The sequence below is a fragment of the Palleniella intestinalis genome, assembly GCF_013166595.1.
GTDB lineage: Bacteria > Bacteroidota > Bacteroidia > Bacteroidales > Bacteroidaceae > Prevotella > Prevotella intestinalis.
The window spans coordinates 138652-163398 of sequence record NZ_JABKKG010000001.1 but is presented as its reverse complement, the minus strand read 5'-3'; the positions used below and the strand labels follow the sequence as shown (position 1 = coordinate 163398).

At 45.0% G+C, this 24747-nt stretch carries 20 protein-coding genes; 1 reads left to right on the top strand and 19 read right to left on the bottom strand.

What is annotated here, in order from left to right:
- Nucleotides 1-49: 49 nt before the first annotated feature.
- Nucleotides 50-1072 carry an alpha/beta hydrolase gene (locus HPS57_RS00745; RefSeq protein WP_172179236.1) on the bottom strand — a complete coding sequence of 341 codons (1023 nt, stop codon included), beginning with the start codon at nucleotides 1070-1072 and terminating at the stop codon, nucleotides 50-52.
- A 588-nt stretch (nucleotides 1073-1660) separates the two neighbouring features.
- Here HPS57_RS00745 and mfd point away from each other — a divergent pair.
- Nucleotides 1661-5152 carry a transcription-repair coupling factor gene (gene mfd, locus HPS57_RS00740; RefSeq protein WP_172179235.1) on the top strand — a complete coding sequence of 1164 codons (3492 nt, stop codon included), beginning with the start codon at nucleotides 1661-1663 and terminating at the stop codon, nucleotides 5150-5152.
- A gap of 106 nt (nucleotides 5153-5258) precedes the next feature.
- Here the strand turns inward: mfd and HPS57_RS00735 are convergent, their stop codons facing one another.
- From HPS57_RS00735 to HPS57_RS00650, 18 genes are all read right to left on the bottom strand, one after another.
- A complete protein-coding gene (locus HPS57_RS00735; protein ID WP_172179234.1) occupies nucleotides 5259-5696 on the bottom strand; it encodes a PepSY-like domain-containing protein in 438 nt (145 codons plus the stop codon).
- Between the two features lie 240 nt (nucleotides 5697-5936).
- Nucleotides 5937-6413, bottom strand: a complete 477-nt coding sequence (locus HPS57_RS00730) for an Lrp/AsnC family transcriptional regulator (RefSeq protein ID WP_135938751.1) — start codon at nucleotides 6411-6413, stop codon at nucleotides 5937-5939.
- A gap of 12 nt (nucleotides 6414-6425) precedes the next feature.
- On the bottom strand, nucleotides 6426-6887 hold the full coding sequence (locus HPS57_RS00725; protein WP_172179233.1) for an ExbD/TolR family protein: 462 nt from the start codon (nucleotides 6885-6887) through the stop codon (nucleotides 6426-6428).
- Nucleotides 6877-7353 carry an ExbD/TolR family protein gene (locus HPS57_RS00720; protein WP_172179232.1) on the bottom strand — a complete coding sequence of 159 codons (477 nt, stop codon included), beginning with the start codon at nucleotides 7351-7353 and terminating at the stop codon, nucleotides 6877-6879. The genes HPS57_RS00725 and HPS57_RS00720 overlap by 11 nt, the downstream gene beginning before the upstream one ends.
- A gap of 373 nt (nucleotides 7354-7726) precedes the next feature.
- The gene (locus HPS57_RS00715; protein ID WP_172179231.1) at nucleotides 7727-8383 is read right to left on the bottom strand and encodes a MotA/TolQ/ExbB proton channel family protein; all 657 of its coding nucleotides are present in this window, start codon (nucleotides 8381-8383) and stop codon (nucleotides 7727-7729) included.
- 11 nt (nucleotides 8384-8394) lie between these two features.
- Nucleotides 8395-10161, bottom strand: coding sequence for an ATP-dependent DNA helicase (locus tag HPS57_RS00710; protein WP_172179230.1), 1767 nt, complete (start codon nucleotides 10159-10161; stop codon nucleotides 8395-8397).
- A 216-nt stretch (nucleotides 10162-10377) separates the two neighbouring features.
- Nucleotides 10378-12861 (bottom strand): transglycosylase domain-containing protein, encoded by a 2484-nt coding sequence (locus tag HPS57_RS00705; RefSeq protein WP_172179229.1) that lies wholly within the window; start codon nucleotides 12859-12861, stop codon nucleotides 10378-10380.
- A gap of 48 nt (nucleotides 12862-12909) precedes the next feature.
- Nucleotides 12910-13806 (bottom strand): tRNA (adenosine(37)-N6)-dimethylallyltransferase MiaA, encoded by an 897-nt coding sequence (gene miaA / locus HPS57_RS00700; RefSeq protein ID WP_172179228.1) that lies wholly within the window; start codon nucleotides 13804-13806, stop codon nucleotides 12910-12912.
- On the bottom strand, nucleotides 13806-14579 hold the full coding sequence (gene lpxA, locus HPS57_RS00695) for an acyl-ACP--UDP-N-acetylglucosamine O-acyltransferase (protein WP_172179227.1): 774 nt from the start codon (nucleotides 14577-14579) through the stop codon (nucleotides 13806-13808). The genes miaA and lpxA overlap by 1 nt, the downstream gene beginning before the upstream one ends.
- A gap of 3 nt (nucleotides 14580-14582) precedes the next feature.
- Entirely contained in the window at nucleotides 14583-15968 is a 1386-nt protein-coding gene (locus HPS57_RS00690) for a bifunctional UDP-3-O-[3-hydroxymyristoyl] N-acetylglucosamine deacetylase/3-hydroxyacyl-ACP dehydratase (protein WP_172179226.1), read from the bottom strand.
- 3 nt (nucleotides 15969-15971) lie between these two features.
- Nucleotides 15972-17003, bottom strand: a complete 1032-nt coding sequence (lpxD, locus tag HPS57_RS00685) for a UDP-3-O-(3-hydroxymyristoyl)glucosamine N-acyltransferase (RefSeq protein WP_172179225.1) — start codon at nucleotides 17001-17003, stop codon at nucleotides 15972-15974.
- Between the two features lie 324 nt (nucleotides 17004-17327).
- The gene (locus HPS57_RS00680) at nucleotides 17328-18539 is read right to left on the bottom strand and encodes an HD domain-containing protein (RefSeq protein ID WP_172179224.1); all 1212 of its coding nucleotides are present in this window, start codon (nucleotides 18537-18539) and stop codon (nucleotides 17328-17330) included.
- Nucleotides 18540-18562: 23 nt separating this feature from the next.
- Nucleotides 18563-19378, bottom strand: coding sequence for an orotidine-5'-phosphate decarboxylase (pyrF, locus tag HPS57_RS00675; RefSeq protein WP_172179223.1), 816 nt, complete (start codon nucleotides 19376-19378; stop codon nucleotides 18563-18565).
- Nucleotides 19379-19438: 60 nt separating this feature from the next.
- Nucleotides 19439-20548: a peptide chain release factor 1 gene (prfA, locus tag HPS57_RS00670; protein ID WP_172179222.1), complete on the bottom strand. Its 1110-nt coding sequence runs from the start codon at nucleotides 20546-20548 to the stop codon at nucleotides 19439-19441.
- A 130-nt stretch (nucleotides 20549-20678) separates the two neighbouring features.
- The gene (locus HPS57_RS00665) at nucleotides 20679-21845 is read right to left on the bottom strand and encodes an AIR synthase-related protein (RefSeq protein ID WP_172179221.1); all 1167 of its coding nucleotides are present in this window, start codon (nucleotides 21843-21845) and stop codon (nucleotides 20679-20681) included.
- 133 nt (nucleotides 21846-21978) lie between these two features.
- Complete coding sequence (locus HPS57_RS00660; protein ID WP_172179220.1) at nucleotides 21979-22719, bottom strand: shikimate dehydrogenase family protein; 741 nt, start codon at nucleotides 22717-22719, stop codon at nucleotides 21979-21981.
- Between the two features lie 81 nt (nucleotides 22720-22800).
- Complete coding sequence (locus HPS57_RS00655; protein ID WP_172179219.1) at nucleotides 22801-23754, bottom strand: phosphoribosylaminoimidazolesuccinocarboxamide synthase; 954 nt, start codon at nucleotides 23752-23754, stop codon at nucleotides 22801-22803.
- A complete protein-coding gene (locus tag HPS57_RS00650) occupies nucleotides 23738-24685 on the bottom strand; it encodes a PhoH family protein (RefSeq protein ID WP_172179218.1) in 948 nt (315 codons plus the stop codon). The genes HPS57_RS00655 and HPS57_RS00650 overlap by 17 nt, the downstream gene beginning before the upstream one ends.
- Between the last annotated feature and the right edge of the window lie 62 nt (nucleotides 24686-24747).

Genomic DNA, 24747 nt, shown 5'->3' with positions numbered 1-24747 from the left:
CGTTCCCAAGATTATTGAGTTGTGGAGCTTTGTTTCCTAAGTTGCAAACTCAAGTTTGCTTCCTTTTTCCTGTGCTTTTGAATACTTTATCAAGGAATTTCACAGTGTGATTGACTGTCGGTTGAAACCAAGGATGAAAGAACCAAAATGTGTGCAGTGGCGCATCATGCATGTAACTTTCATGGTAAATGCCATAAGCATCCAGCTTTTTGATGAGTTCCTCTTTGCCGTCAGAATAACGTGGCAGCTGACTGTTTATGAAACAGACTGGTGCAGAATGCCTTGAAACCCACGCCACAGGCGAAGCCTCTGTCCAGTTTTCTTTGGCATCTTCATACAATCCGCCAAGCCATTGAGCCGTCATTGGCATTTTGTTATATTTGCGCGCCTTCTCATTCGTATCATCTATGTTATTCTGCGATATGAATGTTGAACAGCCATCCATACTGACAACAGCTTGTATTTTGCTGCTCTGCTTCGCCCATTCTCCATTACCTTCGTGACGTTTCGAGCCGTTGGTCATGCCTACAAGTGTGGCAAGCTGTCCTCCGGCAGAGCAACCGGACATTGCAATCCGCTTTTTGTCTATGCCATACTGTGCCGCATTGGCACGAGCCCAACGCACAGCCGTCTTCAAATCGTGCAAGGCGGCAGGGTAGGTGGCTTCCGGACGAAGGCGGTATTCGACAGTAATCGTGACATAACCTTGCGCAGCGATAGCCATTGCCATAGGGACTTGCAACGATTCGTCACCGGAGTTCCAGCCTCCACCATGCACCATGATAAGGGCAGGGCAGACCTTTTTGTCCTTAGGACGATAGATGTTCAGGCGAAGTTCCCGCTCACCATAAGGCGTGTTATGCAGTGTTGTATATACAACATTCTCGTAAGCAACAACATTCTCAGGCAGCTCCTGTTTCGCAAGCTCTATGTTGGGATGATATTTCTTGTTATGGAGAAACGTTGAAACTATCGTGTATGATGTATCCCTCGGAACTTCCACAGATTGTGCGAAAGTGCTGATATGGCAGCACATAAGCAAGGACAGTATGAGGAGGCATGACTTTTTCATGAAATCTTTATATTTTTGGCTGCAAAGGTACTGAAAAAAAACGATATTGACAAAATATATCAAACAAATTCACGTGTGTGTTACAATTATTCACGAATCAATGCGCATTATGTCATTTCTTACGTTCAAAATCACAAGAAAATACGTTGCTACAAAGCAGCTTTCATCGTTCCTACCCATTGCGGTTATGGACAGAAATGCTAAAGGTTACGTTTCGCATTGTGAAAGGTAACCTTTAGGGTGGTGAAAGGTAACACTTTACCACATGAAAGGTAACACTTTGCAAAGAGGTTTTATATCTTTTTGGAATTCATTGATATTCAACGAGAAACAAGTATGTGGCCATATGTATTCCTTGGCAGCCCCGGCAGATTTGCCGGCGGGTCGCTGATAGGTTTGCAGCTGCGGCATTTGCTGGTCAATCCTTCTTCGGCGGCATTGCTATCAAGTTCCGGTGTAAAAATGTTGCATATTAGAAAATATTGTTGTAATTTTGCAGACGAAACATTTCAGGCTATCATTTTTGACACAAGGCGCCGGCAATCCGGTGTCTTGTGGTTGCTGTTGTAAAAAGAATCATTAAAAGAGATGAAAGAAAACAATATCCTTTCGCATTATGCGGAGTCTGCACAGGCCGGAGCTCTTGCCAAGGAACTGGCAGACAAGTCTGTACATACAGTCTTTTTGGAAGGGCTGTCCTGCTCAGCCGTCCCCTTATTGCTGTCAGCCGTCAGCAGCAGGCTTGCCGATGCAGCGAATGTGTCAGGGAAAGACGCTGCATTTGGCGGTGCAATGCTTTTTGTACTTAATGATGCTGACGAAGCAGGATATTTGTATGCAGATTTGTGCCGATTGGTTGGTGATAGTGAGGTGTTCTTTTTCCCTTCATCCTACAAGCGTGCCGTAAAATATGGTCAGCATGACCCTGCAAATGAGATTTTGCGTACGGAAGTGTTGGCAAAGCTGTCAGAGAGTCAGAATTTGGGGAGACGCATTGGCGGCGGACGCCTGCTGGTTGTGACACATCCGGAGGCATTGGCGGAGCTTGTTGTCTCCAAGCATGATGTCGATACGCGCAAACTGCCATTGGCACGTGAGCAACGGATTGACATCATTGATGTCGAGCATCAGCTTCGCGAACTTGGTTTTATGCAGGTGGACTATGTGTATGAGCCCGGACAATTTGCTGTCAGAGGCTCTATCCTTGATGTTTATTCATTCTCTTCCGAATTTCCCATAAGGATAGATTTCTTTGACGATGAGATTGATACAATACGAACTTTTGAGGTTGAAACTCAGTTGTCAAAGGACAGAATGGAGCAAGTTGTCATCGTGCCACAACTGTCGGTGGTGGAAACAGAGAAACGCCCATTGACATCTTTTTTCCCGGACAGTGTTCCGCTGATAACAAGGGATGCTGCTTTTGTCCTCGAAAGGGTGGGGCAGATTTATGAAGAAGGTTTCTCGAAACAAGCACTTGAGGAGCGTCTTGCCAATGCTACTGAGATGGAACAGGCGCAGATAATAAAGGAGATGCGCCGTGACTCTCAGCTATGCACCCAAAAAGTCATGCAGGAAGAGTTTGCGAGAATGAAGATTGTGGAGTATGGCTCTCAGATGCAGGGTTGCAGGAAATATGATGCGAGGATGCGTTTTCACATCGTACCACAGCCTCTTTTTCACAAGAATTTTGATTTGTTGCGTGAGACACTTCGTCAACATGTCAATGCCGGATACAGGATTGGTGTGCTCGCTGACAGCGAAAAGCAGGTAGAGAGGCTTAATGAGATACTTTCTGCTACAGACGATAACAGTGTGAATACTTGTAAGATAGAATTCCAAAGCATAGGCTTTACTTTACATGAAGGATTTGTCGATAACGACTTGAAGCTATGTCTTTTCACCGACCATCAGATTTTCGACAGATTCCATAAATACAACCTGAAGTCCGACAATGCGCGGCATGGCAAAATGGCTCTTACGATGAAGGAGTTGCAAGAGTTGGAGCCCGGAGATTTCATCGTTCATGTTGATTTCGGTATAGGAAAATTTGCAGGTTTGGTACGTGTGCCTGTAGGGAATTCATATCAGGAGGTCATCCGTATTGTCTATCAGAATAATGACAAAGTGGATGTGTCGATACATTCTCTTTACAAAATAAGCAAATACCGCAGCAGCACAACCGGCGAGCCGCCACGTTTGTCACATCTTGGCACCGGAGCATGGGAACGCCTGAAAGAGCGTGCGAAAAAGAAAATCAAGGACATTGCGCGCGACCTTATAAAACTGTACGCAAAGCGCCGTCATGAAAAGGGCTTCGCTTTTTCTCCTGATTGCTACTTGCAAAACGAGCTTGAGGCCTCATTCTTGTACGAAGATACACCGGACCAGCTGAAAGCGACACAAGAAGTGAAGCACGACATGGAGTCATCGCGTCCTATGGACAGGCTTGTCTGCGGAGATGTAGGCTTTGGGAAAACAGAGGTGGCAATACGCGCTGCATTCAAGGCAGCGTGCGACAGCAAGCAAGTTGCTGTGTTAGTGCCAACTACTGTGCTTGCGTTCCAGCATTATAAGACATTTGCAAAACGCCTTGACGGACTGCCTGTAAGAGTGGATTACCTGTCACGTGCACGAACTGCCAAACAAACCACGAAGGTGCTGAAAGACCTTGCAGAAGGTAAAATCGACATACTTGTCGGCACTCACAAACTCATAGGAAAGTCGGTGAAATGGAAAGACCTTGGACTGTTGATAATAGACGAGGAGCAGAAATTCGGTGTTTCGACAAAGGAAAAGCTTCGTCAGGCGAAGACAAACATTGATACGCTGACGATGTCTGCCACGCCTATCCCACGTACTCTTCAGTTCTCGCTGATGGGAGCGAGAGACATGAGCATCATGCGCACGCCTCCGCCAAACCGTCATCCTATACATACGGAGCTGGGGTCTTATGGGCACGAAATCATAACCGATGCAATTGAGTTTGAGATGTCACGCAACGGGCAAGTGTTTTTTGTAAACCCTCGCATTTCAAACCTTGCTGAAATAGCGCGACTTATAGAAAAACATGTTCCTGATTGCAGGGTTGCCATAGGTCATGGACAAATGAATCCTGATGAACTGGAAAAGATTATCATAGGATTCATGAACTATGATTATGATGTCCTGCTGTCGACAACAATCGTGGAGAATGGCATTGATGTCCCGAACGCTAACACGATAATAATAAACGATGCGCACAAGTTCGGGCTTAGCGACTTGCATCAGATGCGTGGGCGTGTCGGCAGAGGCAACAAAAAGGCATTCTGCTACTTGTTGTCTCCACCTCTGTCTTATTTGTCTCATGACGCAAAGACTCGTTTGGAAGCTTTGGAGACTTTCTCTGATTTGGGAAGCGGCTTCTCGCTTGCCATGCAAGACCTCGACTTGAGAGGAGCCGGAAATCTGCTTGGAGCGGAGCAAAGCGGATTCATGGAGGATCTTGGATACGAGACTTACCAGAAAATACTGAAACAAGCTGTGCAAGAACTTAAGAACGAAGAGTTCCAAGACCTTCAGGAAGAGCAACTGCTTGAAGCTCAAAGCGAAGGGCGTAGCATTGAAAACTTGGACTTTGTCGATGACTGCGGTGTGGAGAGTGATTTGGAAATGTATTTTCCGGACATGTACGTTCCGGGAAGTGCCGAACGCATGCTGCTTTACCGTGAACTTGACAAGATAGAGACAGACAAGGATTTGGAGGACTATCGCAAAAGATTGGAAGACAGATTTGGGCCTGTTCCCCATGAAGGTGAGGAGCTGATGTCGGTGGTTATGCTGCGCAGGCTTGGCAAACGTCTTGGTTGTGAAAAGATTGTGCTTAAGCAAGGACTGATGCAGTTGCATCTCCTTCGTGACCAAAGCAGTCCTTATTATAAGACCAAGGCATTTGGAAGTATCATTGGATATGCCACATCCAACCCGCGCCGTTGCCAATTTAAGTCTGTCAGCGGTTCGCCACGCATTGTCATCTCCAATGTTCCTACTGTTGGAGATGCATTGAAGATATTGTCAGGAATAATGCCAAAATCAGAATAAGCAAACAACACACACTTTGTATACCAAAGGCAAAAACAAAAAAGACTATATGGTTTGCTTTCATTCCATATAGCCTTTTTTATTATATAGTGGGCTTTTCTGCCTATCAGTCAATTTCTGTCAGTTGAAAGTTTGTGTTAAATGAAAGTTCCATACGGTTGGAGAGTTTTACCTCATATCCTCTGCGGTCTCGTTCTATCTTCACGATTTTCTCATGCGGATAGTTGGCTTTTACATAACCCAATATTTTAGCAGGGACAACCTTATTTGGAACAACTGTAGCCTTACAGTCTATCTCCTCCCAATTTCCCTTGCTGTCAAAATCTATTTTATTGCCATTGACAAATGTCACTTCATAATCCTTTGCAATGATTTTGTTTTCCATTTTCACAATTGCCACTTTATTGGTGTTAAAATGTGATTTCAGGAAGACCTGTGCGGTATGAGGCAACTGTTTTACGGTTATGACTTTGTCATTGCCTGCAAAAGCAAAGATTGTGCATACAGAGAGTAGACAAATGAGGAGAAGTGCTAACTTTTTCATACGCATTTTGTTTTTGTGTGGTTAATACTAATAATTATTTAACAGAGCCATTATTGAGCAGAAATACTATTTTCTACTATTACTCTGTGGGCGCAAAATTACTGATATTTTCCCAACAAACGCATATTTGCCATGCTTATATTAACAATAATTCCGTACAATATGCCCCGTTTCACACTTTTTTTATATGCAATATCAGGATTTGGCTCCTAAAATTGCAGTGTTTAAGAACATAGCGTTTCAATCTTCATCATTGATATCAGCAACATTCAGTGGGCGTGATATGGCAGCATTAAACGATATTATTGTCTCTGAACGTGAAAGTCCGAGTGGTTGCAGCTTGTCGTGTATGATACTTAACAAATGATGATTATTCTTCGCATATAGTTTTATGAACATATCCATACCACCGGTTGTATAATGGCATTCTACAACTTCCGGCATTTTCCTCAGCTCTTCCACAACATTATCAAAACGCTCAGGGTACTTCAAATACAATCCAACATAGGCACAAGTCTCATAGCCTATCTTCTCTGGGTCAATGATGAATTGTGAGCCTTTTACAATTCCAAGACTCTGCAGCTTTTGGATGCGTTGATGTATTGCTGCACCACTGACATTGCATGCACGTGCCACTTCAAGAAATGGCACACGTGCGTCATTGCTAATCATTCGGATGATTTTCTTATCAAGGGCATCAAGAGTGTATTTTGGCATAATTGTCTATGTTTACTTGTTTTCTTTCTTTTGTTGATGTTCTGTTATTTCTGTGGCTGAATAGTTGATTTTCAACGCATGGGCTTCTCGCAAAGCCTTTTTCACTTGTGCAAGGACACCAAGTGGAGTGTCTCTGTCAGCTTTTATGGAAACAGTGAAATACTGCTGTTCTTCTATAGGCAAAGCTTCGCGTTGCCTTCTGGCGTATTCTGTAAGTTGGTTGAAGTCAACGATTTCATTATTGAACTGCACTTTTACATCATCATTCTTGTCCTTACCTATATAAATGTATGCCGTGGCATACTTCTTCTGAAGTTTTTGCAACTGAGTGCCTTCCGGTGAATCAAGTCTAACCTTTACGTCAGTCTGCCTCATGTGAGTGACTATCATGAAAAAGAAGAGGATTGTAAATATAAGGTCTGGCAAAGCGGATGTGTTCAGTGTCGGTGTCTTTCTGACTCTTTTACGGAACATAGGTTTCACTTATTCGTTGTTTGTACTTTAGTTTCAGGTCATCACGGTAGACGCGTGTCAAGATATTCTGCAAATGGAAATATCTGTCATACGATGCAGTGCGACTTGCCTGTATCTCTATGATATGTTTGTCTCCAAGTTGCGGGATAAAGATTGCCAACTGTTTACGCAGTTCCGCATCAGTGCATGGTGTTGGCTCGGCTTGTCCTGGCAGGCTGTATGTGTACCTGTTTTCCGCTGTTATGCCAACAGCCATTACGGTATTGACATCAACATCAGTTGCTATAACTTCTTTGTCCTCATTCTTTGGAGGCAGCTGCTGGCGCAATCCTTTGTCCGAATCCATTGAGGTGGTTACGAGAAAGAATATGAGCAGCATGAAAGAAATGTCCGCTGTCGATGTCGTGTTCAGTTGCGGTACACGGCGCTTTTGGTGCTTGCGTATCCTATTTGATAATCTTATCATTCGCCTTAATGTTTAAGAGAAAGCAATAAATGGTAGCGCATGTAGCGAACAATACTGCCATACATCCTGTAAACACAAGCATATTGGATGCTCTCAGCCAAAATATGTCATTATATAAAACGAAATTTGTTTTTACAGGAGTAGTGTCTGCAAATACAAATGACAGAATGAGTATCAGCAACATGCCAACTCTTACTGTAATGCGTATCTTGCGTTTCTTTATACCATTGGATACTCCGGATGTCTTTCCTGCAATTCTGAGTTCCCGGCATACAGACCATATTGTCACGCATAGTATCGTGGCTATGGCAAGATACATCAAGATTATGATTAGTTCTATCATATTTAATAAGGTATTTCTTATTTTTGTGGGCTACTGTTTTCTGAGAATCTCTATCAGCTCAATGGCGGCCATCTCCATTTGCGATGTCAGATGTTCTATACGTGAGAGTATATAGTTATAGAATATCTGCAGCACCACGGCGGAGATAATACCGAAGATAGTTGTTATCAATGCCACCTTCATACCTCCTGCAACAATTGTAGGAGAAATGTCACCTGCCACTTCGATGTCATCGAATGACATAACCATACCGATTACAGTGCCAAGAAATCCGAGAGATGGCGCAATAGCAATGAACAATGTAATCCATGAGCATCCTTTTTCGAGCTTTGCCACTTCCAAATCTGCATAAGATGCGACAGTGCGCTCTATGTCATCTGCTGTGTCCTCAGAATGCAACAAGCCCTGAAAGCAAATGCTTGCCACAGGTCCGCGAGTATTACGACAGAAATCCAATGCTGCCTCTTTACTATCTCCTTTGTACAGTTCTTCGAGTTTTGAAAGGAACTTCTTTGTATTTATGTCCGCAAGAGCAAGGTACACAATACGTTCTATACAGAATGTCAATCCTATGATGAGGGCGATAGCCACAAAAGACATGAACAGAGGGTTGCCCTCTATGAATTTCGCTTTCAATACTTGGTGCATTGACTCATCTGCCAAAAGTGATATAAAAATTGTTTTCATAAAGTGTGAATCTATTGGTTCTTTTGTTGTGATTTCAGTTTCTTCAGCCGTTTGTTCGCGTCATTATATGTTGGGCAAAGCCGTAGTGCCTTCTCATAATTGGAGATTGCGGCAGTGGGAAGATGCTCTTTTTCACATTCCTTGCCCATAATGACATATTCAACGGCAAGTTCCTTGAGAAATTCGTCATGCTTTTCCCGTTCCTCCTTTAGCCTGCTGATTTCTTCATTGAGGCGGCTTATTTCCTGCTCAAGCAAAGTAATCTTCGACAGTTTCTTCCTTATCAGGCGGCGTGCCGCCGGCTTTTCAATGTCATAACGTTGGTGTATGGCAACGAAGAAATGGTCAAGAGTACTTTGAAAGTCGCCTTTGTCAAAACAGTCGATGGCTTCTGCATACTCAATGTCAGCTTGGGACTGTCGCAATGCACTGTCTATCGCCCTTTGGTCATTGTATTGTCTGGCGAAAAGCTTTACTTCCTCACGCACAAAAATGTCTTTCTTGCGGAGAGGCTCTTTCAGCGTAATGCCTTCCAGCGAGCGGCAACGTGACAAGGCAACATAAGTCTGTCCGCCTGCGAAAGCGCCTCCTGTCAGGTCGATATTGACATTATTGAATGTCAGACCTTGTGACTTATGGACTGTAATAGCCCAGGCAAGGCGGAGTGGATATTGGGTGAAGGTGCCAAGTTCCTCCTCTTCGACTTTCTTTTCTTTCTCATTGAAAGTGTAACGGACATTGGACCACTGGGCTTGCTCCACATCGAAATCCTCACCGGCTTCCGTATGTACATATAGTTTTCCTTCGCCTTCATCCATTCCTGTGATAATTCCTAACGTGCCATTCACCCACCGTTTGTTCTGGTCATTCTTAATGAAGATGATTTGCGCACCCGGCTTCAGCTCCAGCTCCATAAGGGTAGGGAGCATGGATTCCGGGAAATCGCCAGTGATATGTCCCTTGTAGACAGAGACTTCACCTTCAAGTTCATTCAGCTCCTTATGGTTTATATAGTCCACCGTATCACGCCGTGTAGAGAGCGTTATGGCTATTGAGTCGTCTGCGTTTTGTTGTTTCGCAGGCACAGGGGCGACTCTGCTGTTTATGGCCTTTATGTCCGCTTCCAAAACAGCAGATTCGCGTATGCGGTCAAGGATATTAATGAATTCCCTGTCAGACTGTCTGTACACCTTTTTCAGTTCTATGCTTACAAGCTGCATTTGCCGCCACACGTGTGCAGCAAAAAAATATCCTGAAGTGTAGAATGGCTGAAGGAGTTTTCTGTCGTCATCCTTCAGGACCGGTTCAAGCTGGTAAATGTCACCAACAAGCAGCAGTTGCTTTCCTCCGAAAGGCTGTCTCATGTTCTGCGAGTACACCCTGAGCACCTTGTCGATGAAATCGATGATGTCTGCGCGCACCATGGAAATCTCATCGATAATGATTAGTTCAAGTTCGCGTATAAGCTTTATCTTTTCCGCGCTATACTTCAATGTGCCACGAATGTTCCTGGCATTATACTGAACATCGGTTGGCAGCAAAGGATGAAACGGTATCTTGAAAAACGAATGCAGTGTCTGCCCGCCAACATTTATAGCAGCAATGCCTGTCGGCGCAAGGATTATATGCTTCTTCTTTGTTGTCGCGTCTATATGTCGGAGGAATGTGGATTTGCCGGTTCCTGCCTTTCCTGTGAAGAAAAGGGAGTTCCGGGTGCGCTCAATTATGTTAAGCGCATCCTTGAATTGCTTGTTTGAAAAATCCAATTCTTCTGACATATCTTTGCACTTTCAGTCTATAGATTCCAACAGGTAATTTACTTAAAATCAGCTATATAACATCGCAACATAAAAAAGTAACACTTTACAGGGTTAAAGGTAACACTTGGGGTTGCAAAAGGTGACCTTTCACCATATAAAAAGCCACCTTTTGATATGTGCGATGTTATTCCATGATATTCTATGCGTTAATCAGGGGGCATCGTGCATAGAACATCAAAGGTCTTCAAGCATAATCTGCTGCTCATTGGTCTGAGCAGGCTCTGGAGCAGGTTGTGCCGTTGGAGCTATCGGATTTCCGTTGTCATCTATTTCAACCATGTAATCCTCGAAATCAAGGCTGTCAACATCGAATGTGTCTTTTTTGTGCTCATAATAGCTGTCACAGATATACATACCACGCTCTATGTCCGGATCTTTCGGTATATCAAACTTTGCACGATAGTGCTTGAAGTTCGGATCGTTAAGTACTGATTGCAGGAAATATCCGCAGATAGGCAAAGCTGTGCGAGAACCTTGGCCAAGAGCGCCCGTGCGGAAATGGATGCACCGATACTCACCGCCAACCCATGCTCCGACAACAAGTTTAGGGGAGATTCCAACGAACCATGCATCGGAATGATTGTTTGATGTTCCTGTCTTTCCTCCAAACTCTGTATCACGGAATTCTCCGACATATCCCCAAAGTGCCTGACTTGTTCCTCCCGGTTCGCGCATGCCTCCCTGCAGGAGCTGCTGCATGAGGAATGCAGACTTGTATGGTATTACCTGAGTCTCCTCTGTCGGTCCAACATAAATTTCCTTGCCGTCATGGTCAAGTATACGTGTCACAAGGACAGGCTCATGCTGCATGCCATTGTTAGCCACAGTGCAGTATGCGTCCGCAAGTTCAAGCAGATTCACGTCACTGGAGCCGAGTGGGAGAGAAGGGGTTTCGTCAAGTGGGGACTTGATGCCCATGTCATGTGCCGTGCGTGCGATATTCTTTATTCCCATCTCCTGACCGAGACGGACAGCTACAGAGTTGATACTCCTTGCAAATGCTGATTTCAGCGCCATGGAGTCGTTGGTGAAATATCCGTTGGCATTTGTCGGCGCCCATGTCACCTCCTTCTTCTGACGCTCGTCATATACTTGCATTGAGAAATATTCATCACGGCGCTTGTCGCACGGCGTTAGTCCCTGATTCATGGCTTCTGTATATACAAACAGCTTGAATGTGGAACCCGGCTGACGCATGGCTGTTACCTTATCGTATTTCCAATGGTCAAAATCGATATCGCCAACCCAAGCCTTCACATGTCCTGTGTTTGGCTCCATGGCGATGAATGCGCAGTGCATGTAGCTTACCATATAGCGGATAGAGTCCATAGTCGACATAGTTCTCTCTATCTCACCTTTCTCATAATCGAAGAGCTTTACAGTGTGTGGCTTGTTAAGATAATAGTTTACAGAATCGGAGTTCTCACCATATTTGGCAACCAACGCCTTGTAGCAAGGCTGTTTTTGTGCGATTCCTTCAATGAATCCCTCTATTTCCTGATGCTTCTCATCCTGCCACGGCTTCTGTCCCGGCATGAAATTGTCTTGCGTGCGGCGCAGCCCCCAATGGTTGTTGAAGTTTTGCTGAACTTGCTTCATCTGCTTTATGGCGGCCTGTTCGGCATATTTCTGCATGCGGGTGTCTATGGTAGTATAGATTTTCAGGCCATCACTGTAAAGGTCATAACCTTCGTCCTTGCACCAGTCCTTCAGATAGTCAGCAACAGCATTACGGAAATATTGTGCCTTGCCGTCATAATTCTTCTCAACACTGTAATTAAGCGTAATGTCCTTAGCTTTCAGAGTATCACACGCTGTACGTGACAAATCGTTATGAGCAACCATGTTCTCCAGCACTTGGTTGCGCCTGTTTTTTGAGTTTTCAGGGTTTACAAGCGGGTTGTAGAATGTGGTTGCTTTCAGCATTCCCACGAGCACGGCTGCCTCTTCGGTCTTAAGTTTGTCCGGAGTCGTATTGAAGTATGTTTTTGAAGCAGTCTTTATGCCAAAAGCGTTGCTGCCAAAATCCACTGTATTGGCATACATGGTGATGATTTCCTCTTTTGAGTAGCACATTTCAAGTTTTATGGCAAGAATCCACTCTTTAGACTTCATTATGAGTATCTTAATGCCGGGAATGCGACCGAAAAGTCCTGTCGAATAGTTTGTGCGCACGCGGAAAAGGTTTTTCGCGAGCTGCTGCGTTATTGTTGACGCTCCTCTTCCTCCACGTCCTGTCACAGCGTCCTTCGCTGCGCCAAAGAGACCGATAGGGTCAATACCGGCATGCTTATAGAAACGCTCATCTTCTGTATCTATGAGAGCGCGCCAAAACTGCGGGTTGACGTCTTTGTATTCAACCGGTGTTCTGTTTTCATTGAAATATTTGCCAATCTGCACACCATCGGCAGAGTAGATTACCGAAGCCTCGTTTGTTTTTGGGTGCATGATGTCAAAAAAGCCAGGGGACTTTCCAAACAGCCATAAAAAGTTCAAGTCCACGGCTCCAAGATAGACAAATAAGAGCACGAACATGGAGACTATGCCTGCAGCAGTCTTTTTGTACCATGGTTTGCCTTTGTAAAGATTTTTATACCAAGCCCAGAACTGCTTAGACCATTTTTTGACTTTCCCGATATAACGCTTTGTTTTCTTCATGATATTTGTACGTTTCACGTTAGAATGCAAAGTTACGCATTTTTATCTTTACTTAAGAGAGATGTCTATATAATTTATGATTTCTTTATATTCCTTTGGGTTAAACCATTTTATATCCTTGTCCCTCTTGAACCATGTTTCCTGTTTCTTCATGTAATGACGGGAATTTGACTGTATCTTGCGTATAGCTTCTTCTTTTGTTATTTCCCCATCAAAATAGGAGAACATCTCCTTATATCCAACAGTGTTCAATGAATTGAGCCCACGCTTGTGGTAAACGCTGCGTGCCTCTTCTTCCAAACCCATTTGAATCATTTGAACCACTCGCTCATTGATACGGGCAAAGAGTTCCTCACGTGGTCGTGTGAGACCGATTTTGATGACTTTGAACGGTCGCTTTGGTCTCTCTTTTGCCATGAAAGAAGAGTAGGGCTGACCTGTCTGAAGACAAACCTCAAGTGCATGGAGTATGCGCCGCGGATTCTTTTTATCCACTATGTTCCAGTGCGTTGGGTCCAGTGCTTTAAGTTCTGCTACAAGAGGTTCAAGGCCTTCTTTCTCTAATCGGTTCTTCAGTTTGGTGCGAATTGACTCGTCAATGGTCGGCATTTCGTCTATGCCGTTGCATACTGCATCAAGGTACATCATGGAACCGCCTGTAAGCAGGAAAGTCGCATCCTTATCTTGCTTTTCAAGGAAATGCAGCACATCCTGTTCGTATTCCGAAGCGGAATAGTAGTCATCGACAGACAGATTGCCAACAAAATAATGCCGCACCTGCTGCTGCTGTTCAGCAGTAGGTGCGGCAGTGCCTATTGGTATTTCACGGAAGAACTGCCGTGAATCACAGTTTATTATCTCACAGCCAAGGTGCTTTGCAATATTTATACACAAATCTGTCTTGCCTACACCTGTTGGTCCGAGTATGACAACAAGTGTTTGCATTATCTTAGTATGCCACGCTGGGCAGTCTCAATGAAATCAATGATATATTGTATTTCCTTGGTAACTTCCATTGTGTCCTTGACTTCCTGGATTCCTTCTTTCAGAATGCCTTTCGCATAAATCTTATTGTACGCTTCACGTATAGCGGTTATTGTCTCGGCGGAGAAACCACGACGACGCAGACCTACAAGATTGAGTCCTGCAAAACGGATTGGCTCTTTGCCCGCAACAACATAAGGTGGAATGTCCTGACTGGTGCGGCTGCCGCCTTGAATCATGACATAACCTCCAATATGCGTGAATTGGTGGAACAAGCATTCTGCAGAGATTATCGCAAAGTCATCAACAACAACCTCACCGGCAAATTTTGTTGAATTGCCGATAATACAATAATTTCCTATGAAACAATCATGCGCAATGTGCATGTTTTCCATAAGCAAGTTGTTGGAACCGACTTTTGTCGTTCCCTTGCTTGCCGTACCACGTGATATGGTCACACACTCACGAATGGAATTGTTGTCACCAATCTCACAGATTGTAGCCTCGCCTCTATATTTGAGATCCTGAGGTTTTGTAGAGATGCTCGCACCAGGGAATATCTCATTGTTTGACCCCATTCTTGTACCTTGGTTCAAGGTTACGGAATTCTGCATTTTATTATTGTCACCAATGACAACATCAGCGTCAATGTAGCAGAAAGGACCGATAATATTGTTATCACCCAGCTTTGCATCCGGATGAACATAAGCCATGGGACTGATTTGGTTTGCCATATACTATTTGTTTTTTATTATTTGCGCAGTGAATGTTGCCTCACTGACCACCTTGTCGCCAACGAACATGTAGCCTTTCATTGTCGCTATTCCATGACGCACCGGCCCTAAGAGCTCCACTCTGAACAGCAAAGTGTCCCCGGGAACAACTTTTTTCTTGAATTTCACATCCGTTATAGCCAAGAAATATGTTGACCAGCTTTCCGGATTCTCAAGTGTGTTGAGAATAAGCAGTCCTCCGCACTGTGCCATCGCCTCTATCTGCAGCACTCCCGGCATTACAGGCTCGTTAGGGAAATGCCCTGTGAAGAATGGCTCGTCAGTGGTTATGTTCTTCAGACCAACAATAGAATTAGGGCCAAGCTCAATAACTTTGTCGACCAACTGCATCGGATAACGGTGTGGCAGGAGTTCACGGATGCGGTTGACATCCATCACCGGCTCTGCCGTCGGGTCATATATTGGTGCCTGAATCTCATGTTTCTTTATTTCCTTGCGAATCAAGCGCGCAAACTTGTTGTTGATTGTATGTCCCGGGCGTGTCGCCACAATTCTTCCCTTGATATGCTTGCCGATGAGTGCCATGTCACCTATGATATCAAGAAGCTTGTGACGAGTGCATTCGTTGTCCCATACAAGAGGGCGGTGCTGGATGTAGCCAAGCTTTGTTGCGTCAATGCGTGGCACTCCCAATGTGTTGCAAAGCGTGTCGACCTGCTCTTGTGACTGTTCACGCTCATAGATTATGATGGCATTGTCCATGTCGCCACCTTTGATGAGACCAGCTTGCAGCAGCGGGAATATGTCACGCACAAAAACGAATGTGCGTGCTTTTGATATTTCCTCTACATAATTGTCCATGTGGTCAAGAGTCGCGAATTGACTGCTTATGAACTTTGAGTCAAAAGAACACATGGCAGTGATGGAGAACTCCTCGTCAGGGAAGATAGTTATGCACGAGCCTGTCTCTTCATCCTTTACTTCTATTTTCTTGCGTATGATATAGTAATCCTTCGGCGCATTCTGCTCTTCTATGCCTACTGCGTTTATTTTTTCGACATAAGGAGCTGCAGAACCATCCAAAATAGGGAATTCCGGTCCGTTGACTTGAATCAGGCAGTTGTCTATGCCGAGTGCATAGAGTGCAGAAAGACCATGTTCTATTGTAGAAACGCAAATATCGCCCTTTCCAACCACAGTGCCACGCTGGGTGTCAACGACACGCTCAGCGACAGCCTCTATGATAGGTTCGCCTTCTATATCAATGCGTTGGATTTTATAGCCGGTATTTTCTGCGGCAGGATTAAAGGTTACTGTAAGGTGTAATCCTGTATGAAGTCCTTTTCCACAAAGGGAGAAACTTCCTTTTAGTGTTTTCTGTTTAGACATTGCTTATTTAGATTTGAGTGCCTCAACTTCTTTTCTTAACTCGTTCAATTCTTTGTACATGTCAGGAAGTCTTCTGAAGATTGCCTGAGAACGGAAATAAGGCTTCATTTCCATAGGAGGCGTGCCGATAAGCTGCTGGTTGTCCTTAATGGAGCCGGGAACGCCAGATTGTGCTCCAAGCATGACTTTGTTGCCAATGGAGATATGACCTGAAACACCGACCTGTCCGCCGAACATGCACCATTCACCGACTTTTGTTGAACCGGCAACACCGACTTGGCTTGACATTACGGTGTTTGCACCGATGTCCGTGTTGTGGGCAATCTGCACTAGGTTGTCAAGTTTCACGCCTTTACGCACGAATGTCGAACCCATGGTCGAACGGTCGATGCAAGTGTTTGCGCCAATCTCAACATCATCTTCAATGGTCACTATGCCGATTTGCGGAATCTTGTCGTACCCATTCTCTGACGGAGCAAAGCCAAATCCGTCAGCACCAATGACGCAACCGGCATGGAGGATGCAACGTTTGCCTACCTTGCATCCGTGATAAACCACGGCATTGCTGTAGATTTCTGTATCCTCGCCAATAACAGCGCCTTCACCAATTGTCACATGTGGATGCAAGACGCAACCGTCGCCTACTGTTGCGTTTGGCCCGATAGCCACGAAAGGCCCGATATAGCAGTCTTCTCCAACCTTGGCTGTGGGGGCAATGAAAGCAAGTGAGCTGATGCCTTTCTTTTTAGGCTTCATGGACTCATAAAGCTGAAGCAGCTTGGCGACAGCCTCATAAGCGCTCTTGACACGAATCAGTGTGCCTTTTACTTCCTTATCAAGCTTCAGACTTTCGTCAACAAGTACTATTGACGCTTCGGTCTCATATATATAGTGTACATATTTTGAATTTGACAGAAATGAAATAGCTCCTTGTTTGCCCTCTTCGATTTTGGCAAATGTATGTACAGCGGTGTTTTCGTCACCTTCTACATGTCCCTGAACAAACTCTGCTATTTGTTTTGCGGTGAATTCCATAATTACATTTATATTTTTTGCAAAAATACAAAAAGTTTTTGTATCTACAAAGAAATAACAGTTTTTTCCGTGTTTTTACTATGCTAATTGCGCAAGTTGGGAATAAGTTTTTACATTTATCTTGTTTCTTACCGCAACAAGAATCACTGTTTCTGAATCAGGGGAGTGTTGGACAGAGCCGTGCAGTCAACTCGAAATTCGTCACAACCCACTGTCAAAATCTGCCAAGGGAAAAATATATCCACTCAGATTTCACCCTCTTCCTATTATTACTATACCTGCGCAGCCATCGCTTGGAAGACCTCTTGCCCCGAACTCCCCGGACTATAGCCGGTGGTAGGACAGATAGTATTTCGGTTTCTTGTGGCATAGCAATGCAGCATTCAGAAGGTCGGAAGTGTTGCAAATGTCCTGTGTGAAACCGTTCTTCATGAGCACTCTGATGCTTTCTCCGTGGATGTCATACATGTCCTTCTTGATTGTATCGACGCTGTACAGATATTTTGTGTCATCGAATGTGATGCCACAACACTCCGCGAGCATGTTCCGAAGTTCCTCGATGCATTCATCTTCCACAGGCGCGTCATGAATCTCCACCTTGAATTGCTTGCGGTTGACAAGAGCGTTCGCCAGCATGCTGAGTATCTTGTCGTCATGTTTTGCCCACACTTTTATCGCAGACCATATATCATTGTCATCAAGCATTGCATAATTGTCCAATGCTTGCGGGTCATGGTCAAAGACCGCCCTGTCCAAATCATTGTATATGAAATATTCAAGATATGGCGAACAGAACAGCTTTACTCCGGAATTTGCCAAATGTTTTGCACGCAGTAACAGATTAACAAGCATTTTCTCGCATGCCACAACGGTTTTGTGCAGATAAACCTGCCAATACATGGAACGGCGTGATGTCAGGTAGTTCTCAATGGAGTAGACTCCTTTTTCATCTATGACAAGCTCGTCGTCAACGACATTAAGCATATTCAGGATTCTTGCGCCACCGACAACTCCTTCCTGCACACCGGTGAAAAAAGAGTCACGGCTAAGATAGTCAAGGCGATCCATGTCCAACTGCGATGATATAAGCTGGTGCAGGAAATGCTTATGGTACTCGTTCTTGAAGATTGACAGAGCAAGGTTCAGCTGACCGCCAAGGTCATGATTGATTTGCTCCATCATCTTCAAAGAAATATCTTCATGGCATATTCCTGAAATCAACGTATTTTCCAACACATGGGAGAACGGACCATGCCCGATGTCGTGCATCAGGATTGCTGCTTCAACGGCCTCTGCTTCTGAATCAAAGATAAATATCCCTTTTTGTGTAAGAGCATGGACAGCCTCACTCGTCAGGTGGTATGCACCTATCGAGTGCTGGAATCTTGTATGTTGTGCCCCGGGGTACACAAAGTTCGACATCCCTAACTGCCTGATGCGCGTAAGTCGTTGCATCAACGGATGTTGGACTATTTGCAGTAGCAGTCCTTTTGGTATCTTTATGAATCCATGGACAGGGTCGTTGATTATTTTCATCTGTTGTCTGTCAACCGTTATGCTTACAGCAACGCCGCCATTTCAGCCTGCAGTTCCTTTGCCTTCTGTCCTGCGACCTCGGCAAAGTCTGTGCCATTGGAAGCATAGATGATTCCGCGTGAAGAGTTGACAAGAAGTCCGCAGTCCTTTGTCATGCCATATTTGCAAACCTCCTCAAGCGAGCCGCCTTGCGCTCCGACACCGGGAACAAGGAGGAATGAGTTAGGAGCGACCTTACGGATGTCCTTGAACATCTCACCACGTGTCGCACCAACAACGTACATCATGTTCTCGTCATTTCCCCATTGCTGAGACTTCTTGATGACTTTCTCAAACAGTCTCTCTCCGTCTACATCTTCTGTCAGCTGGAAGTCAAAAGAGCCTTTGTTGGAAGTCAAGGCAAGCAGAATCACCCATTTGCCGTCGTAACCTTCAAGAAACGGTGTTACAGAGTCTTCGCCCATATACGGAGCGACTGTAAGTGCATCGACATCATATTCTCCGAAGAATGTCCGAGCGTACATCTTGGATGTGTTGCCAATGTCGCCACGTTTGGCATCCGCAATGATGAACTGCTCAGGATAGTTCTCTTTCAAGTATTTCACAGTTTTCTCAAATGCCATAATTCCCTTTACGCCAAATGCCTCGTAAAACGCAAGGTTTGGCTTGTAGGCAACGCAGTAGGGTGCTGTTGCATCGATTATGGCTTTGTTGAATGTGAATATCGGATCTTCCTCATTCAGAAGATGTTCCGGAATCTTGTTCAAGTCAACATCAAGTCCCACACAAAGGAAACTTTTCTTCTTTGATATTTGGGATACTAACTCTTCTCTTGTCATACCAATCTGTGTTTTTATAATGTTTGTGGAATAGTATTCTATGCCAATTGCTTCACAGGATTACAGTTCCGCTTCCTTCATGCGTTCTGCATTTTCTGCGACTGTAAGAGCGTCAATCATCTCCTGTATGTTGCCGCCAAGGAATCCGGAAAGGTCATGGGTGGTGAATCCTATGCGATGATCCGTGACACGGCCTTGCGGGAAATTGTATGTGCGTATCTTCGCAGAGCGGTCACCTGTGGACACAAGGCTTTTTCGGCGACTTGCTATATCGTCAAGGTATTTTTGGTGTTCCTTGTCGTATATGTAAGTACGCAGGCGGGCAAGTGCTCTTTCCTTGTTCTTTGGCTGGTCACGTGTCTCTGTACACTCTATAAGGATTTCTTCAGTCTCACCTGTGTTCGGGTTCTTCCACATATATCGTGCACGCACACCAGACTCGACCTTGTTGACATTCTGGCCACCGGCACCTGATGATCGGAAAGTGTCCCACTTAATCTCGCCTTCGTTGATTTGCACATCAAACGCTTCTGCTTCAGGGAGTACGGCAACAGTGGCAGCACTTGTCTGCATACGGCCGTTTGACTCTGTCACAGGCACGCGCTGTACACGGTGAACGCCGGATTCATATTTCAGAATGCCATAGACATTTTCTCCGGAAACAGCAAAGTCTATTTCCTTGAATCCGCCGACAGCGCCCTCGGACACATCCGTAACCGAAAGACTCCACCCTTTGGATTCACAATAAGCCTTATACATTTTGAACAAATCGCCGGCAAACAGGCACGCTTCATCACCACCTGTGCCTGCACGGATTTCCATTTCCACGTTCTTCGCATCTTCCGGATCTTTCGGCACAAGGGCGAACTTGATTTCTTCCTCTAATTTCGGCATCAAAGCCTCATTCTCTGCGAGTTGCTCGCGAGCCATCTCCTTCATGTCAGCATCCGACTCATTCATTATAATGTCTTTGGCTTCTGCAATGCCTTCCAAGCAGTCTACATACTGCTTGCGGAGCTTCATAATGTCCTCAAGGTCTTTGTATTCTCGTGTCAGCTTAACATAACGCTGCTGGTCAGCGATGACATTCGGGTCGGCTATGAGAGTTGAAACCTCTTCATAGCGCGCTTCAAGACCATCAAGTTTTTGTAGTATGTTGTTTTCTGTCATTTATTCTCCTGCTATTCGTTTTATCCATTTATATTTCAGTGTGACAACATTATATGTGATGGACAGCCAACTAAATATTGCAAAACCTGTCACAACCATCCTTGCTGTCTCAGTCTTCCTCATGAAAGGATTAGTAATCAAACGTTCCGAATTCCGATTTGATTGTCAGCGACTTCTTTCCTTCCTCAATATGACCGATAATCTGTGCATCAATGTTGAACGACTTGCTGATTGCTATTACTTGTTCCGCAATCTCAGGACGAACATAAACTTCCATACGGTGTCCCATGTTGAAGACCTGGTACATTTCCTTCCAATCAGTTCCGCTTTCATCATGAATCATCTTGAAGAGAGGAGGCACAGGGAACATGTTGTCCTTTATGACGCGACAGTTGTCATTCACGAAATGAAGCACCTTTGTCTGCGCTCCACCTGTACAGTGTACCATACCATGAATCTCCGGACGGAGCTCGTCAAGCATCTTCTTTATCACAGGTGCATAAGTGCGTGTCGGAGAAAGCACGAGCTGTCCGGCATCAACTCCAAGTCCTTCTATTGCATCAGTGAGTTTCTTTGTACCGGAATAAACAAGTTCGTCAGGAACTTTCTGGTCATAGGACTCCGGATATTTCTCCGCAAGATATTTTGAGAACACATCATGACGGGCTGAAGTGAGACCATTTGACCCCATTCCGCCGTTGTACTGCTTCTCGTATGTAGCCTGACCGCATGATGACATGCCGACAATGACATCGCCTGGCTGTATGTTCTTGTTGTCAATGACATCGCTGCGTTTCATGCGGCAAATCACGGTAGAGTCAACGATGATTGTGCGTACAAGGTCGCCGACATCCGCAGTCTCGCCACCGGTAGGGTAGATGCCCACTCCCATTTCACGCATCTCGGAAAGAAGCTCATCTGTACCATTGATGACTGCAGAGATAACCTCGCCAGGGATTAGCATCTTGTTACGTCCGATAGTTGATGAGACAAGAATATTATCCACTGCTCCGACACATAGAAGGTCATCGGTGTTCATTACGATAGCATCCTGCGCAATACCTTTCCAAACATTGATGTCGCCTGTCTCTTTCCAGTACATGTACGCCAATGATGACTTCGTACCTGCACCGTCTGCGTGCATTATGTTGCAATATTCCGGATCTCCTCCAAGAATATCCGGGATTATCTTACAGAAAGCCTGTGGGAAGATTCCTTTGTCAATGTTCTTGATAGCGTTATGCACATCTTCCTTTGCGGCACTCACACCGCGCATCATATAACGATTGTTGCTCATTTGTCTATAGAAAAATAGTGTATTTTACAAAATGCTTTTCTTATTATTTGTTGTCCTAATCCTGTTTGTCCGAAATACGCAAAATGGAAGGATGTGGCATAACACTGTAATTGCCACTTCCTTCCGTTCTTGCCTATTCATTCCAAAACTCCCACGAAGCATAAGCTTGAAGCAGGAGCATCTCCAATCCGTTCTTGGTTACGGCACCATGTTCGCGTCCTTTTTTCATGAAAAGAGTTTCGTCAGGGTTGTATATAAGGTCATAGAGTAGAGTATGACTGTCCATGGCTTCATACGGCAGCAATGGGCACTCCTCTGTGTTTGGGTACATACCGACAGGAGTGCAGTTCACTATTACATTATATTCCCATACAACATCTGCTGTGACTTTCTCATATTGGATAGTGTCAGTACGCTCATAGCGGCTCACCTTCACAGTCTCAAGTCCGAGTTTCCTCAACCCATATTCCACAGCCTTTGACGCGCCGCCGGTACCAAGAATGAGAGCTTTCTTGTGGTATTTCTCCAAAAGAGGTTCTATAGAGCGTGTGAATCCAATCACATCACTATTGTACCCTTTCATGCGCATTTCACCATTCTCATGGGAGATGCGCACGACATTCACCGCTCCAATCTCACGAGCTTCATCACTCAATTCGTCAAGATACTGCATTATCTGCTGCTTGTACGGTATGGTGACATTCAACCCGCGAAGTTCCGGATTTGACGTAAGGACTTCAATGACAGCCTCAATTTGCGGAAGGTCAAACATCTCATAGACCGCATCGATGCTCTCGTTGCGGAATTTCTCATTGAAAAATCCGGGAGAAAAAGAGTGGCCGAGTGGGTGGCCTATGATTCCATATTTGTCCATCGTCTTTATTGATTAAGGTTGTTGTTATAAATTATTGGAGTCCTCGTAGCTTCTGAAACAGTTTTCAATCAAGAATGCTGCTTACGCTTTGCGTGCCGCAAGATATTCAGAGACATTCTTCTCTATGCGGGCATTGATGTCGCTGACATCCTGCGCCTTGTCGAATTCCTCACCTGTAATGCCTTCGTAGAGCTCGATATAACGTTCAGACACGCTTTCCGCATACTCATCTGTGATTTCAGGCATTGTCTGTCCAGGCTCGTTCATGAAGTCATGCTCTATGAGCCACTGGCGCACAAACTCCTTTGAAAGCTGCTTCTGCGGCTCGCCCTTCTCGAACTTCTCCTCATAACCTTCTGCATAGAAATAACGTGAAGAGTCCGGTGTGTGGATTTCATCGATAAGGTAAACCTTGCCGTCACGCTTTCCGAACTCATATTTTGTGTCCACAAGTATGAGTCCCTGCTTTGCAGCAATCTCCTGACCACGTGCAAAGAGCTTGCGTGTGTAGTCTTCCATCACAGCGTAGTCCTCAGCAGACACGATTCCTTGTGCGATAATCTCTTCCTTGGAAATGTTGAGGTCATGCCCCTCGTCCGCCTTTGTGGTTGGAGTGATGATAGGTTCTGGGAAACGCTCATTCTCACGCATTCCTTCCGGCAATTGCACTCCACAGATCTCACGGCAGCCTTTCTGGTAGTCGCGCCATGCAGAACCTGTAAGTATGCCACGGATAATCATCTCTACACGGAAGCCCTCACATTTAAGTCCCACTGTAACCTGAGGGTCAGGAGTAGCCAGTTTCCAGTTTGGGCAAATATCGCTTGTCGCATCAAGGAATTTCGCTGCAATCTGGTTCAGCACCTGTCCCTTGAAAGGAATTCCTTTTGGCAGGATGACATCGAATGCTGAGATACGGTCGGTAGCCACCATTACCATCAAATCATCGTCGATGTTGTACACATCGCGCACTTTTCCGTGATACACACTTTTCTGTCCGGCAAACCGGAAATCTGTCTTAGTCAATGCTTTCATTGTCGTATTTATTAAATGCGTTTACTATCCTTGTAACGAGTCTGTGGCGCACAATGTCGCTCTGGTCAAGATTGATTGTTGAAATTCCCTCAACCCCTTCAAGTATCTTCAATGCTTCCCCAAGTCCCGAGCGGGTGTTCCTTGGCAAGTCTATCTGGGTCAGGTCGCCCGTGATAATCATCTTTGTGTTCCAGCCCATTCGTGTGAGGAACATCTTTATCTGTGCCGTTGTCGTGTTCTGAGCCTCATCGAGTATCACCACGGCATCGTTCAGCGTCCTGCCTCTCATAAAGGCGAGCGGTGCTATCTGTATGATGTGCTTCTCCATCATGTCCTGAAGCTTCACCGCAGGAATCATATCCTCAAGCGCGTCATACAACGGCTGCAGGTAAGGGTCAATCTTATCCTTCATGTCTCCGGGCAAGAATCCGAGTTTCTCACCGGCCTCAACAGCAGGGCGGGAGAGAATAAGCCGCTTGACTTGCTTTTCCTTCAAAGCCTTCACCGCCAAAGCTATCGACAAGTAAGTTTTGCCCGTTCCTGCCGGTCCGACAGCAAATGTCATGTCATCCCTTTCAAACGCTTCTATCAGTTTCTGCTGGTTGGCAGAACGGCTCTTTATCGGCCGGCCGGAGATACTGTAGCATACAACGCCTTTTATGGCGTCCGCTTTCGTCTGCTTGCCTTTTACTATGTCGATTATGTCTTCATCGTTGATAGAGTTGAATTTTATCAAATGCTTGCGCATCGTCTCAATGTTCTTCTCAAACAGACTTGTCTCCTCCTCGTCACCAAGCACACGGATGACATTGCCGCGAGCATTTATGCGCAGCTTGGGGAACAGGGATTTCAACATCTGCAAATGAACATTGCCAACCCCATAGAACATTACAGGATCAACATCTTCTATTATGATATGTTTCTCTATCAACCTTTATTAAATCTTAAAATTTTCCTGCAAAGTTACAAAAAAGTTTACAGATTTCAATCTTT